The organism is Candidatus Kuenenia sp., from assembly GCF_027493735.1.
GTDB lineage: Bacteria > Planctomycetota > Brocadiia > Brocadiales > Brocadiaceae > Kuenenia > Kuenenia stuttgartiensis_A.
In genome coordinates, this window is the sequence record NZ_JAOSKF010000018.1 from 544,793 (window position 1) to 559,445 (window position 14,653).

The following is a 14,653-nucleotide window of genomic DNA, read 5'->3' on the forward strand; positions in this document are numbered from 1 at the left end:
CCCCACAACTGCTTTGTGGTAAAGGTTGTCGATGGAAATAGGTTACTCGTCACACAAAATAAATTCTTTGCCTGTAATCATGCTGATCTTTTTCCCGAGGTTTTTCATTTCTTTGAAACCTCCTCTGACGGATGTTTCGCCAAGTTCATCAACCAACATGGTTTTTCCGTTGTTAAGATGCAATAAAACTGCGTATGTCAAATAGCTGTCTGTTATTGATTCTTTCTCATTTTTTACTAATTCTATTTTTTTAATTTGCGTAAAGGGAAACACTTCCACCTGGTCAAAAAAGAGCGTCCGCCTAATCTGCCTGGTCGCCTGCTCCGTTTTGCCGTCAATGATGATTGTTTTAAAAAGAGAACTCAAAACAATCTTATCCGTAGATTTTTTTGTAGCTTTCATGGCACTTTTTGCAGTCTTTTTCATGCTTGCTGTTTTTGGTTTTTTTTTGTTTATTGGCATTGACTTGTTCCCCTTTTCAATGCAAATGCATTAAAATTACACATCATTATCGAATTTTATTTGGTTACGTAGACGGGAATATATCACATGTGATTCACATAGTCAAAAGTATTATTTGCATTGCCATTGTCCCATCTGCTTATTATAAGAGTGTTTAATAAAAATTTCACCGGGCAAGATACTATAGCCACGATGAAAAATCAACTTAAAATATCTTGCTTCTATTAGTACCTTATCAGTAATATCTTTGCATTTTTGGCCAAAATATTACATGGTGAATCCGAAATGCTAAATACGAATCCACCCCCTGCCCCCGCCAGCGGAGGACATTCTCCACGCCTTGGAAGGGGTGATGGGGGAGGATTTTGGAATTTGTTTTGGATTTCGTACTTCGAATTTCGTATTTTTTATTTCCTGTTTGTTTGGTTCTGGCTATGCCAGTTTAGAAATTTCAATATTTTTGTAGAGACGCATTGCATGCGTCTCTACATTAACATCAACAGCAGCAGCAGCAGCATAAAGTAGGTGCCAAGGGCAGCCTGATTTATTGTTTTCCCCTTGTGCTTTAAAAGACACTTTAAGACTGTTTACAGATAAAAAAAGCTTCCCTTCCTATTCATTTAATTGCCGGAAGGGAAGCTTTTTGTTTAAAAGACCTCCAAAATGCATCGAAAATATTTTACTGTTTACGTATGTTACTTGATTTCAATCTTTGCCTGCTGCTTTAATCTGTCCAGCAGGGAATCGGCATTTTGTTTTAATATGTCCAGTTTAATTTCAGGTTTTAATTCATTAAAATCAATTTCCCCGCCCTTTTTGATATCAGTAACCTTTATGATATGATATCCAAACTGGGTCGTTACAACATCGCTCACCTCTCCCACTTTTAAAGCAAAAGCCGCCTCCGCAAATGGTTCCACCATCTGGCCCTTTCTTACAAAATAGCCAAGATCTCCGCCTTTTTTCGAGGACGGACAATCAGAATATTCTTCGGCAAGCTTGGCAAAGTCTTTTTTCCCTTCAGCGATCTCAGCTTTTACCTTTTCTATCTTTTGCTTTGCCTTTGCCAGATCTTCTTCACCCTGCAGGTTACGCGTATCTACTAAAATATGGCTGGCCTGAACCTCAGTGCCATCATATATCTGTCTGTTTTTTTCAAAATAGTCTTTTACTTTTGCATCGCTTACGGTATCAGCAAAGTATTTTTCCAAAGACAAAGAAATTGTAATATCCCTCTTTAAGTCTTCGATATTGCTACCATGTGATTCCAACACTTCTTCCAGTGACTTTCCTTGCAACCCCGGATTCAGTTTTATATCCTCACGAACTTTATCCAATTCCGTCTTCAGCGCATCATCGCCTATTGCAATCTTATTCTTCTTAATAAATTGCAAAAACAACTTCTGTGCCACCAAGCCATCAATTATCTGTTTTTCAACAGAAGCAATTCTGTCCGGAGGTAGCTGATTCTTAAATCTCTCCAGCACTCGTTCCACCTCTGCCTTCGTAATGCTTTCACCATTGATAGTCGCAACCACCTTCTTTGAATCACCTATCTGTTTTGCTTCCGTTGTTTTTTCTTGTTGCTTTGGGGCAGTCGCTTCTTTCTCTTTTGACGCCATGGCGGAATAGCTAAAACAGATGCTTGCTATTCCACATAAGACAAATCCCAAAACCTTGCTACGGCACTTTAACATTTATTTCTCCTATTCAAAAACCATTATGTAACCTCTTTAACGTTTATCCATTTCATCATTTTTCGCAATTCTCTGCCAACTTTTTCAAGCTGGTGTTCTCTATCCTTCTTTTCCAGGGCGTTAAAACTTGGACGACCAGCCTGATTTTCCAATATCCACTCTTTGGCAAATTGCCCCGACTGTATTTCGCCTAATATACGTTTCATTTCTTTTTTTGTTTCTTCTGTAATGATGCGGGGGCCACGGGTCAAATCACCGTATTCTGCAGTATTGCTTACCGAATACCGCATATAACTAAGGCCGCCCTGATAGAAAAGATCCACTATCAGTTTAAGTTCGTGCATGCATTCAAAATAAGCCAGCTCCGGTTTGTAACCAGCCTCAACGAGGGTCTCAAACCCTGCCTTTACTAATGCAGATACCCCACCACATAGTACCGCCTGTTCGCCGAACAGGTCGGTTTCCGTCTCCTCGGCAAAGGTAGTTTCTATCACCCCTCCTCTTGTGCCACCAACCCCATGCGCATATGCCAATGCCTTTTCCTTTGCTTTTCCAGTAACATCCTGATGGATTGCCATAAGACAGGGAACTCCGCCGCCTTTTTCAAATTCAGAGCGAACCAGATGGCCTGGCCCCTTCGGCGCTACCATAATTACGTCTACATCGCCGGAAGGAACTACCTGTCCAAAATGAATGTTAAACCCGTGGGAAAAACATAATGTCTTTCCTTTCGTAACGTGAGGCTTGATTTGCGTTTCGTAAATAGCCCTTTGGGATTCATCAGGAAGAAGTATCTGGATAAAATCGCCCTCTTTTGCCGCTGCCTCCGCACTCACCGGCTTAAACCCATGCTTAACGGCCAACCGATAGTTAGCCGTACCTTCTCTGGTAGAAACAATTACCTCCATACCGGATTCCCTGAGGTTTTGCGCCTGAGCGTGTCCCTGACTGCCATAGCCTATGACGGCGATCTTCTTTCCTTTTAAAACGCTGATATCAGCATCTTTTTCATAATATATTTTTATCATAACCCTTCCTTTTGTCTTTCAGTCAAACAATACCAATCACGCTTGATCTTTTACCGTGCTCCCCTTGTGATAGCAATGCTCCCCGTTCTCACCAGTTCTTTTATTCCATAAGGACGCAATAACGCCAGCATTGCTTCAATCTTATCCTCTATTCCGGCAATCTCGATAACGAGATCTCTCAGGCCAACATCTACAATCTTTCCTCTGAAAATATTCACAATCTCTATAATCTCGCCGCGTTTCCCGATAGGACAATTTATCTTCAGCAACATTAAATCCCGTTCGACAAACTCTTCATTGGTAAAATCGGTGATCTTAATAACGTCAATAAGTTTGTTGATCTGTTTTCTTACCTGCTCCAGAATAGCGTCATCTCCCCTGACAACTATCGTAATCCTGGAAAGATCGGGATTTTCGGTCTCGCCCACGGCAAGGCTATCGATGTTAAATCCCCTGCCGCTGATTAAGCCGGTAATCCGGGCAAGAACCCCAACTTTGTTCTCTACTAACACAGAAATAACGTGACGCATATCTATGGTACCATCCCTGAAAATCCGAAAAAAGCCAATGCCATAAGGCCTGTGCATATAAACGCAATGGGAAGCCCCTGTAAAGGTTTTGGTATGCTAAGCAACGCCAGGCGCTCCCTGATACCAGACATTAGTAATATGGCTACCGTAAAACCGATACCCGCACCAAAGCCCTGAACGATTGCTTCTATAAACCCTAAATGCTGCGGAGAATCCGTAGTGTTTAAAAGCGCCACACCCAACACGGCGCAGTTTGTGGTAATAAGCGGCAAAAAGACGCCCAGACTGTCGTACAACGCAGGAACCATCTTGCGAAGCATCATTTCAACTAACTGTACGAGCGTTGCAATCACAAGGATGTAGCTGATCGTCTTTAACACCTCAATAAGCCCTGTTTCCCCAATGGAAGGGAAAACCATACCCACAATGTTCGCATCGCCCGGCAACAGAATATAATTGTATAAAATCCACGTAATAGCGGAAGCAAGCGTCATTACAAACGTTACGGCGGCGCCCATGCCAAGCGCCGAGGATGTCTTTTGAGAAACACCAAGGAATGGGCAGAGCCCCAGGAATTTTGCCAGTACAAAATTATTTACAAAAACAACACTAACAATTATTATCGCTAACTCTTTAATCATTTTTCTGATAAACCTTCATCGATTTTTCACTCTTTAGTTGCTTTCTCCAGTTGAATAAACCCATGAGAAGACCTGTAATAATAAACGCACCAGGCGCCATAATCATTATTGAAGCAGGCTCATAGCGCTCGGACAGTTTTAATCCAAAAAGAGTGCCCGCCCCAAGCATTTCACGCACACCGGAAACAAGGCAGAGGGATAAAGTCCATCCCAAACCAATACCCAAACCATCTAATATGGAAACAAATGGTTTATTTTTATAAGCAAAGGCCTCCGCACGATACAAAATAATGCAATTGACTACGATAAGAGGAATAAATATTCCCAACGAGGCGTTTATCTCTGTTGGCAAATACGCCTTCATCATTAATTCAACAATCGTTACAAACGAAGCAATAACAACAATAAAGCAAGGGATTCTAATCTCGCGGGGGACATACGGGCGGATGAGAGAGATGATAAAATTGGAAGACACAAGAACAAAGGTCGCAGCGCCCCCCATTGATACACCATTCTTTAATGAAGTTGTTACTGCCAGGCTGGGACAAATACCTAACACCAACACAAACAATGCGTTATACTTAAAAAGACCTTTTGAGAATTCCTGCCAATTACTTTGTGCCAATATTTTTTTCCTCTTTAAATTTTTTTTTAAAAACTAAACGTTTTAGGAATAAAAGTCAAGGACAAATTAAGGCATAAAGAGAAACACCCTGCCCTAAAAACAGTTGGCATACTTCTTCCCATGGTTTCAATAGCGTAGTTTTCTCACCGCAATTTAATGGAATTTAAGAGTCAGTACCTTAAAAGTAATTTCTTTGCATTTTTGGGCAAAATATTTATAGTCAAATAGATAGTAATAATTTAGGTTTTTGAAAAACTCTAATAATATCGATGTTTGCCGCATAGCGTAGGGGCGAAGCATTTGCTGTAAATTGTCATAAATGCATTCATACCCAAACGGGCAAATGCTTCGCCCCTACTTTTTCAAAGAACTAAATTGTTACAACAATTGAGGTTTTCGAAAGATGGATGAATGCTAAGGATTTGCACATTTTAAATAAAATTCATTGCAAGGGTGGGCGGCATGGATAAACTCTGCTTGTCCATGCCGCTCACCCTACCTATCTGTTCTGGCCATGTCAGGTTAGACTAACTATTTTTACCTTATTTTGTAGAAAGAGGGATTAAAAACGATGCCAAATACCTTTAACGCCAACTTTGCGGCAACCGCAATTGGAAGTCTTCCCCATGTTGATATTGAATGCGCCACCAACCTTATGTTTGAAACGCTCCGTGAAATTCCATGCTGGGTCCAGTTGCCCAAATATGACCGCAGGGAAGATATGTGTATTCAATATACAGAAGGGCTTCCGTGCATTAAAATAGATGCAGAAAAAAAGACGGTAAGTATTGATGACACGAACGATACGGCATCCGGGTTGGAAAAATTCTATGAGGCGTATTTAAAAAACGATCCTGATTTGTTTCAAATAAACAGGGCGTGTTCTGTGGGATTTTATGCTATGCTGGAGCGTCTTGACCAATCGCTTCCGGCGTCTCTTCGTGCTGTAAAAGGGCAGGTTGTAGGTCCTGTTACCTTGGCAGGTTCTCTGAAACTTGCTTCCGGCATTTTGGCGCTTTATAGCGACGAATTCTTTGATGTGATTGTTAAATTGTTGTCAATGAAGGCATACTGGCAATTTACTAAATTAGCCCGATATAAACTTCCGGTGTTAATGTTTGTTGATGAACCGTATTTAACCAGCTTCGGATCTTCATTTATGAATATCAGCCGGGAGAGAGTCATTGGCGCTCTAAATGAGGTATATGAAGGTATTCAATCTCGCGGCGGCTTAACAGGCTCTCATTGCTGCGGCAATACCGACTGGGCAATGCTTATGGAATCGAATGTTGATATTGTAAGTTTTGATGCGTATGAGTTTATGGATAAGTACCTGATGTATTGGCGTGAAATAATTGCATTTATGGAAAGAGGCGGTTATCTGGCATGGGGAATTGTTCCTACGTCAGCAAAGATAGCGGACGTATCATTGGATGATCTGGTAAAAAGATTGGAGGAAGGGATTCAATTTCTCGTCAATAAGGGATTATCGAAAACGTTGATTAAAGAGCGGTCAATGGTGACGCCAAGCTGCGGCGCCGGAACATTAACGATAGAAGAGGCTGAAAAGGTAATGAAATTAACGGGTGAAATTTCTGCAGCAATGAGGCAGAAGTACAACTAAGACAATGTTATTATGCATAAGGGAATGCTGTTATGCTTGATGTAACCATAAACGTATTGGCTAAATTGAACGAATCAGGTCATAGGTAGATTGAAAAACAGCATTGTCCTTTACGATATAGACAGTACCATACCCAACCTTGCGCTCATGAAGATCAGCGCCTTCTATAAAAAGCAAGGGTATCGCGTTGCTTTATCCGGAGATATTGGATTTAGTAAGGCCGACAGATATTACGCCAGCACGGTCTTTTCCATCAAATCCTCACATGAAAAAGTTGCTACTCTGAAAAAGATATACCACAATAACATAGATATTGGCGGTTCCGGAATATGTCTCAATACGCGTTTGCCACCGCAAATTGAATCCTGCTTTCCCGATTACAAATTGTACAATCATACGGCATATGCGATTGGTTTTTTAACAAGGGGTTGCAGTAAAAGGTGTGCGTTTTGTCTCGTTCCAAAAAAAGAAGGGAAAATCAAAAAGACGTCTTCGTTCGAAGACTTCGTTCCCTCCGGGCAACGGAATATAATGCTGCTTGACGATAACCTGCTAACATATCCACGCTCTGAAGATATACTCTACGAAATAATCAACAAAAAATATGCCGTTAATTTCAGCCAATCTCTTGATATACAATATGTAGATGAACATATTGCTCAACTTCTGTATAAGATCGATTCACGAAACTCTAAATTTACAAAACCCATGTTTTACTTTAGCTGCAATAGTGTTAAGGCTGTCAAACATTTTTTAGACAGGAAAGATATTTTAAAAAGTTTTGGAGAAGACAGGGTTACGGTAATTGCAATGTATGGTTTTGATACACGCCTGAGTGAAGACTATGAACGGTTTGTCCTTATGAGAAAACTCAGGCTGATTCCTTTTCTTCAGGAATATTATCCGATCGAAGGCGTGCCGCCAAGACCGCCAAAAAACTTTTTTGACATGGATATGAATGACGTTATCCGCCTTACATTCCGGAGGAACGGAATAAATTGGGAGAAATACCTGCGTTGGCTCAACAGGCTTTATTTCACCACCTTTGGTAAGTACTATTTACCGCTCATAAAAATTATTTATCGGTACAATAATAAAAATGCCATACATAAATATTTAAAAAAACCGCATCTGTTGACCAATGAGTTGTATCGGTTTCATGAAAACAATTGATTAGAATGTTGTTTCGCTGCATTATAATCACTTACAAATGCAAAAGGAGTCAAATAAGCGGGTAAGAATATTCTAATGGAAGACCTCTTAGCTTCCTCCCAAAAACGTTTTTGATATACCTTACGGGTTCACAAATTGTGATTTCTCAAAGACTGTAGTTGTAGAGCGAAGAGTCTCTTCGCTCTACATTTCACATTTTGTAAACCAGCAAGGTATATTTACGAGAGTACTCAAATTCATGGAAATGCAAACAAACACAGCTTCTTTGGAATTAGGGGACACTTCCAATATTTCTTGCAACATCTGTAATTTATTACTGCGTTTAACGGTATAATTTAAGGAATAATTTGTTAGATACAAAAAATTGAAAAAACTAAAAGAGTATTGTTAGAAAGTATTATCATTGGCGGACCTAACAAAACGGGAAAATCAGAGATACATCCCATATTTTCTGCTTGATCTGGTGGGGAAATAAGGGAAGTGTCCCTATAATTCCTCTGTCTTCAGACATGGGGAGTATCAAATAAAATACTGGTTATTATTCGCTATTATAGGGGTAATAATAGCGGCAACATCACTTTCGTGCCAGGCATTGCCTGTTACCCACGAACAAGATGTTGAAATCAAAGAGGTACATAAAGACTTCAACACCGAGGACATAAGAGAGGCGGTTAAGTCCGCCTCTGATATAATCCGAAACCTCGAAAAAGAGGTTGTCCCTGAGCTCATAGAGCTTGGGCGGCAATTCAGAGAGCTAATGGAGCGTCTGGCTGGAACCGGAACGGCGTATAGGGAATAATTATTGTATATTTCCCTCGGGATTGTTAACATGTGCAGGATTGTAAAACACATAATACTTTGTTCTCACAGGAGGGTTATTCCTATGGTGAAGGGATTCTTCGCATCAGCTATAAAAAAAGTAACACTAGAGTTAATATACCAGGTAGTTGACGAGCGGACAGTAGAGATACTGGCAAAAATAGAGGAAGTACGAAAGAGACAGGAAGATGATTTCAGGTATCTTGTCCAAAAGATAGATACCGATATAAGCAGCATAAGAAGTGAAATGGGGCAGTTGCGAAACGAAATCAAGGGCGAGACAGAAAGTCTGAGAGGTGAGATCGGAAGTCTGAGAGGCGAGATCAAGGGCGAGACAGAAAGTCTGAGAGGTGAGATCGGAAGTCTGAGAGGCGAAATAGGAAGTCTGAGAAACGATATAGGGCAGCTTAACCAAAGGATAGACACTATAATACAATTACTGGTAAGCCAAAAACACCAAGGGTAGCAGACGACCGCGCAAAAGCCTCGACAAAGAATCAAATACCACAAACAAGCCGCAGGGACAAACAATGTCCCTGCGGCTTGTTTCATTTATAAAGCAGGCATGAAGTCACACCTTGATCTGTGATTATCTGGCAGTAATGATGAATACCATACATACTAATCACTAATCAAGGTGCGACTCTTTCTTTTCCTCTTTTCTTCAGTCGAATGATCACAGAGGTTATTTATTAGAGGATAAAAACAGAAAATTATGCTAATTTCCACCATTTTATTTGTTTTATCAGCGTTCCCGGCGCCCTCTGTGGTGAACTATTACAGAGTTGGAAGATGTTTTTCACGATTTTGTGGGACAATAAAACGGTATTTTGTTTTATCTCATTATCGACTTACTTATTATTCAATTCTTTTAAAAGATCCCGAATCTTTTTCATATCTTCCCAAACCTTTGCTTTTTCGCCAGGATTTCTCAGGAGATATGCCGGGTGAAAAGTAGCCATGGTGGGAATGCCTTTATAATCATGGAATTTACCGCGAAGGAAACCGATAGGTTCTTTTGTGTTAAGTAACGTCTGGGCAGCAAAAGTACCCATGGCACACAATACTTTAGGTTTTATTATATCAATTTGTTTCGTAAGCACGGGGATACACAGGGCAATTTCATCAGTAAGCGGGTTGCGATTACCCGGAGGCCGGCATTTCAATATATTTGCAATATAAACATCACTGCGTTTCATATCGATTGCTTCTATTATTTTTGTAAGGAGCTGGCCTGCCCTGCCAACAAATGGTTCTCCCTGAAGATCTTCATCACGCCCTGGCGCCTCGCCAACAAACATGAGACTGGCCATGGGGTTTCCTGCGCCAAACACCAGATTTGTCCTCGTTTCGCCGAGAGGACATTTGTGACAAACCAGCGTTTCGTTTTTGAGTTCTTCCAGCAATTTTGCCTTGCCTTCTTTTGGGCGTGTCGTTAAGGGTTTTTTATCGTTCGATTCTGTTTGGGGTGCAGAAGTTTTTGGCATATCATTTTTCTGTGTAATTGTTGTGGTGGATCTTACCCGATTGTTTTGTGCGTTAAGGGAAATTACCTCTACCCCGAATGTTTCTTCAAATGCCAGTCTCGCTTTGAGGTCTTTTATGATACCTGCTAATTCGGTTTTTAAATCCGGCAAATGCATTGATTCTAATAAGAGCCTTCCTGTAAAGCTTTTTTAATTTCCCCGAGTATTAATCGCTGCGCATCTTTAATGCTTCCTTCTATTTCACAGCCTGAAGCGTATTTGTGCCCCCCTCCGCCAAATTTCATTGCAATCTTGTTTACATTAAAACCGTTTCTGCTCCGCATACTTACTTTGACAAAATGAGATGACGTCACATCGCGGAATAATATCCCCACAGAAACCCCATCTATTGAAACGGGGATATCCGCAAATTCGTGTGTATCGATAGGATCAACCTTTGCTTCTTCCAGCATTTCTTTTGTAAGGAATACGGTAGCAACCTTATTATCCAAATGCAGTTCTATTGTATTAAGCGCTTGCGCGTACAATTGCAATAAGCGAAAGGAATTTGTGTTGTAAACATTTTTAGATATTTCCGCATGTCTTGCCCCATGCTCCAGAAGAAATGCCACCGCCAGAAAGACAGCCGGAGTCGTATTGCTATGGGTGAATCTTCCGGTATCGGTCACAATAGCAATATATATCGCCGTGGCAATATCAGGGGTAATGGTAATATCCATTTCTTTAATAAGGGATAATATCATTTCTCCTGTGGAACTCATATCTTCAAGCACCCAGTTGATGTCACCAAAAAGCTCATTTGATATGTGGTGATCGATGTTTATTATGGCGGCGTCTTTTGGCACGAAATCAGCAATCTTTCCAATTCTGGCAAGCGTAGGACAATCCAGACAGAAAACTACTTCTGGTTTTTCTGAAGGAATATCCGGATAAATATACATTCCGGAGGTAGGGGCGATCCATTTATAAATATTGGGAACGATAGATTCGTTCACAATGTAAACAGATTTATTCAATTGTCTAAGGACATAAAAAAGGGCTATTTCTGAACCCAGCGCATCTCCATCTGCACGGACATGCGTGGTAATATAGAAACGTTTATGCTGATTGATTATTTTGACGATTTCGTCTTTACGTAGGGTCGTGTCGGAAGGTTTCATTTTTCATATATGGTATTTTTAAAATAATGAACAAACCGGATTTTAAAACAGTTGCAACTTATTGTCAAACCCTTTGCAAAACTTCTTTTCAGGCCGTTCTTTTCACTTGCATTTCATTTTTATATACATTAACATTTTTGCCTGAGAATTTATTGTAGTGTTGTAGGAAACTCCCCATTTTATAGCGGGGTGGGAGGAGAATTTGTGATGGATAAAAAAGACATCTGCGGCCAGGAAGAAAGAATGAGAATTACCTTAAACGGTGAAATAAAAGAATGTCCTGCGGGGACTACTATCGAAAAACTGCTGGAGTTGTATACTATTGATAAGCATCGCACTGCGGTAGAGTTAAATGCACAAATTATCCCGCGCAAGGAGCATTCTTCCCGAATAGTAAAAGATACAGATGTGCTGGAAGTGGTTACTTTTGTAGGCGGCGGTTAATACAAAAAAAAGAGGGAACATGGATAAAAGGTTAACGATCGGCAGTCGTAAATTTACATCCAGGCTTTTCGTTGGCACTGGGAAATACCCCACTCTTGATATAATGGCAAAGGCTTTAGAGGCTAGCGGCGCTGAAGTGATTACAGTTGCTGTCAGAAGAGCAAAAATCAACGAATCGGAATCCCTGTTTGATTACATTGATACAAATAAATACACAATTTTGCCCAACACGGCAGGATGTTATTCTGCCGATGAAGCAATCAGGGTTGCACACCTTGCCCGTGAAACAGGGCTATCCGACATGATTAAGCTGGAAGTTCTCGGCGACGAGAGAACGCTTTTGCCTGATCCTATAGATACACTGAAAGCAACAAAGGTATTGGTCAATGAAGGTTTTACCGTACTGGTATACACTTCTGACGATCCTATTGTTGCGAAAAAACTGGAAGATGCCGGAGCTACCTGCGTTATGCCTGCAGGTTCTCCTATTGGGTCAGGACAGGGCATCCTTAACAGAAACAATATAAGGATTATTCTTGAATCCGCCAAAATCCCCATCATTGTTGACGCAGGTGTTGGTACTGCATCAGATGTTGCAATGGCGATGGAGCTTGGCTGTGAAGGCGTGCTGTTGAATACAGGCATTGCCCATGCAAAAGATCCTGTGAAGATGGCAATAGCCATGAAATTGGCCTGCGAAGCGGGTCGTTTTGCCTATCTTGCCGGCCGTATCCCTAAAAAACTTTACGCAAATGCAAGCAGTCCAGAAAAGGATTTTTAATCTTTTTCCCGTCAGATCATTTTCATGTGCTCCAACATTGTTAACCCTCAAAAAACAATTACTACTTCCCTTCCTATTATGAATAGGGACAATTAAATAAATATGCTTGCGAAAAGAATCATACCTTGCCTTGACGTCAAAGACGGGCGTGTCGTGAAAGGAACAAATTTTGTAAACCTGAAGGATGCAGGCGACCCGGTAGAAATAGCCTCTTTATATGATAAAGAAGGCGCTGACGAATTAACCTTTCTTGACATTACTGCGTCTCATGAGAAAAGGGATATTATTCTGGATGTTGTCCGAAAGACGGCAGAACAGGTATTTATTCCCTTTACTGTAGGGGGAGGGATTAGAAACATTGAGGATATTCGCCGGTTATTAAATGCAGGCGCTGACAAGGTTTCAATTAACACCGCTGCGGTAAAAAATCCTGAATTTGTCACGGAAGCTTCCAGAAGATTTGGAAGGCAGTGCATCGTGGTTGCCATAGACGTTAAGCAGGTACCAAATAACGTAAAATGGGAGGTATATATCAATGGCGGCAGAACGCCAACCGGATTAGATGCCGTTCGCTGGGCAATTGAAATGGAGGAGAGGGGTGCGGGAGAGATACTTCTTACCAGTATGGATCATGACGGTACGAAAGACGGATACGGCATTGAGTTGAACAAAACGATCTCGGAATCAGTAAACATACCGATTATTGCATCTGGTGGCGCCGGAAAACGAGAACATTTTTATGATGTCTTCACCGTGGGAAAGGCGGATGCTGCCCTGGCGGCATCGATATTTCATTACAGAGAAATTTCTATGCGGGAAGTAAAAGAGTATTTAATCGGAAAGAATATCGCAATAAGGAGAGGATGACAACATAAACATCGGTGGTATACATGCATCTATAAAAATAAACCCATGAACATTTTGAATACATCAACATACCTTGCCAGAATATGAAAAATGTTGGTAAGGATATGCAAAAAAGAGGTTTTTACATCACAACAATATAAATCCCCTGCGGCAGTTTCACGCCGCAGGGGATTTATTGGTAAAAGTAGACAATAAGCCGAGTCTTGTCGTGGGTGATCATTCATCTAGCCTCGTTGTTGCCAGCGAGATCTAACGGCCTACCCGAAGGTATAGCGAAGCGGGCAGCTTCATCCCTCCCTATTTGGCCTTTCTCCCAGTGGGGTTTGCCATGCCTCCAACGTCGCCGCCGGAGCGGTGGGCTCTTACATTAAGCCTTTCGGCCCCGCCATTTCACCCTTATCCCATCGAAAAAAAGATGAGACGGTATATTTTCTGTTGCACTTTCCTTCCCGTCGCCGGGACTCCGCGTTACGGAGCACTGCGCCCTATGGAGCTCGGACTTTCCTCCCGTCCAATAATAAATCCGAAGATTCATTATAACCGGCGATCACCTCGTCTACTTTTATACTTTTTTATAATTCTTCCCGATCATTGCTGCCGTCATCCAAATATAAAATGCGGCCGCAACTGTGGCAGTACGTGATATCTTTATTCGACATAAGCAGGTTGATTGTTTGAGAGGTAACGGACATGAAACAACTCTGGCATACCTTATTTACGACACCCACTACAGCAATGCCGTCCTTATTGTTTGTCAATCTGTCATATTGTTGCAATGTATTATTATCGAGGAGCGCTGCGAATTTATTCCGTTTTTCTTTGAGCGCTACAATTTCTGCATCCATTGCTTTCATATCAGTTTCTACCTTCTTTTGAAGTTCTATTAAAAGAACTTCTTCATGCTCAATTTCTTTTTCAAACGTGCTTTGCCGTTGCTGCATTTCCTCAAGCTTTGTTATCATTCCAAGTATGGCGTCTTCTATGAGAGATTTATCCGCTTCCTTCCCCCCGATCTCCGTCTTAAACGCACTGAATTCTTTATTCGTTTTTGCCTGATTCATCTGTACGTTTAATTTATCAATTTCTCCCTCTTTCGTTTTCAGTTCGAGTTCTTTCATGCCAATGTTCTTTTGATAATTCTTTATATCCCGCACAATATCTGCCAGCTCGTCCCTCTTTTTTTTAATTTCGCCCTTCTTTTTCTCTATATCATGGGCTCTGTATAGCTTATCGCCTTCCAACCTTTTCAGCTTGCTATCTATTGATTGTAATCTGCGAAGCGTCTCTATTTTTTCACTCATTGATTTCCCATCAC

General features: G+C 41.1%; 16 protein-coding genes and 1 other RNA gene. 7 read left to right on the forward strand and 10 right to left on the reverse strand.

Going from position 1 to position 14,653, the window contains the following annotated elements; genetic code table 11:
• Positions 1-42 precede the first annotated feature (42 nt).
• The 6 genes from M5U24_RS10945 to M5U24_RS10970 all read right to left on the reverse strand — a co-directional run bounded on the left by M5U24_RS10945 (position 43) and on the right by M5U24_RS10970 (position 4,983).
• Positions 43-462, reverse strand: coding sequence for a hypothetical protein (locus M5U24_RS10945; RefSeq protein ID WP_099325555.1), 420 nt, complete (start codon positions 460-462; stop codon positions 43-45).
• 695 nt (positions 463-1,157) lie between these two features.
• Positions 1,158-2,159: a peptidylprolyl isomerase gene (locus M5U24_RS10950; protein WP_099325553.1), complete on the reverse strand. Its 1,002-nt coding sequence runs from the start codon at positions 2,157-2,159 to the stop codon at positions 1,158-1,160.
• Between the two features lie 23 nt (positions 2,160-2,182).
• Positions 2,183-3,187, reverse strand: coding sequence for a ketol-acid reductoisomerase (ilvC, locus tag M5U24_RS10955; protein ID WP_099325552.1), 1,005 nt, complete (start codon positions 3,185-3,187; stop codon positions 2,183-2,185).
• Between the two features lie 50 nt (positions 3,188-3,237).
• Positions 3,238-3,717: an acetolactate synthase small subunit gene (gene ilvN / locus M5U24_RS10960; RefSeq protein ID WP_099325551.1), complete on the reverse strand. Its 480-nt coding sequence runs from the start codon at positions 3,715-3,717 to the stop codon at positions 3,238-3,240.
• Between the two features lie 2 nt (positions 3,718-3,719).
• Positions 3,720-4,358: an RnfABCDGE type electron transport complex subunit A gene (locus M5U24_RS10965; protein WP_164995581.1), complete on the reverse strand. Its 639-nt coding sequence runs from the start codon at positions 4,356-4,358 to the stop codon at positions 3,720-3,722.
• Positions 4,351-4,983, reverse strand: a complete 633-nt coding sequence (locus M5U24_RS10970) for an electron transport complex subunit E (RefSeq protein ID WP_230405706.1) — start codon at positions 4,981-4,983, stop codon at positions 4,351-4,353. The genes M5U24_RS10965 and M5U24_RS10970 overlap by 8 nt, the downstream gene beginning before the upstream one ends.
• 571 nt (positions 4,984-5,554) lie before the next feature.
• Here M5U24_RS10970 and M5U24_RS10975 point away from each other — a divergent pair.
• From M5U24_RS10975 to M5U24_RS10990, 4 genes are all read left to right on the forward strand, one after another.
• Entirely contained in the window at positions 5,555-6,607 is a 1,053-nt protein-coding gene (locus M5U24_RS10975; protein ID WP_099325548.1) for a hypothetical protein, read from the forward strand.
• 90 nt (positions 6,608-6,697) lie between these two features.
• Entirely contained in the window at positions 6,698-7,780 is a 1,083-nt protein-coding gene (locus tag M5U24_RS10980) for a hypothetical protein (RefSeq protein ID WP_099325547.1), read from the forward strand.
• A gap of 592 nt (positions 7,781-8,372) precedes the next feature.
• A complete protein-coding gene (locus M5U24_RS10985) occupies positions 8,373-8,579 on the forward strand; it encodes a hypothetical protein (protein WP_164995582.1) in 207 nt (68 codons plus the stop codon).
• A gap of 84 nt (positions 8,580-8,663) precedes the next feature.
• The gene (locus tag M5U24_RS10990) at positions 8,664-9,065 is read left to right on the forward strand and encodes a hypothetical protein (protein ID WP_099325543.1); all 402 of its coding nucleotides are present in this window, start codon (positions 8,664-8,666) and stop codon (positions 9,063-9,065) included.
• 385 nt (positions 9,066-9,450) lie between these two features.
• Here M5U24_RS10990 and M5U24_RS10995 read toward each other — a convergent pair whose 3' ends face one another.
• On the reverse strand, positions 9,451-10,236 hold the full coding sequence (locus M5U24_RS10995; protein WP_197705187.1) for a uracil-DNA glycosylase: 786 nt from the start codon (positions 10,234-10,236) through the stop codon (positions 9,451-9,453).
• Between the two features lie 11 nt (positions 10,237-10,247).
• Positions 10,248-11,246, reverse strand: coding sequence for a bifunctional oligoribonuclease/PAP phosphatase NrnA (locus M5U24_RS11000; protein ID WP_099325542.1), 999 nt, complete (start codon positions 11,244-11,246; stop codon positions 10,248-10,250).
• Positions 11,247-11,453: 207 nt separating this feature from the next.
• Between M5U24_RS11000 and thiS the strand changes: the two genes are divergently transcribed.
• The 3 genes from thiS to hisF all read left to right on the forward strand — a co-directional run bounded on the left by thiS (position 11,454) and on the right by hisF (position 13,338).
• A complete protein-coding gene (gene thiS / locus M5U24_RS11005; RefSeq protein WP_099325541.1) occupies positions 11,454-11,690 on the forward strand; it encodes a sulfur carrier protein ThiS in 237 nt (78 codons plus the stop codon).
• A 19-nt stretch (positions 11,691-11,709) separates the two neighbouring features.
• Positions 11,710-12,471, forward strand: a complete 762-nt coding sequence (locus M5U24_RS11010; RefSeq protein ID WP_099325540.1) for a thiazole synthase — start codon at positions 11,710-11,712, stop codon at positions 12,469-12,471.
• 102 nt (positions 12,472-12,573) lie between these two features.
• On the forward strand, positions 12,574-13,338 hold the full coding sequence (gene hisF, locus M5U24_RS11015) for an imidazole glycerol phosphate synthase subunit HisF (protein ID WP_099325539.1): 765 nt from the start codon (positions 12,574-12,576) through the stop codon (positions 13,336-13,338).
• Between the two features lie 177 nt (positions 13,339-13,515).
• On the opposite strand, the gene rnpB is transcribed toward hisF, so the two are convergent.
• Both rnpB and M5U24_RS11025 read right to left on the reverse strand, forming a co-directional pair.
• Positions 13,516-13,901: RNase P RNA component class A (rnpB, locus tag M5U24_RS11020), an RNA gene on the reverse strand.
• Positions 13,902-13,910: 9 nt separating this feature from the next.
• Positions 13,911-14,639 (reverse strand): C4-type zinc ribbon domain-containing protein, encoded by a 729-nt coding sequence (locus M5U24_RS11025; RefSeq protein WP_099325538.1) that lies wholly within the window; start codon positions 14,637-14,639, stop codon positions 13,911-13,913.
• Between the last annotated feature and the right edge of the window lie 14 nt (positions 14,640-14,653).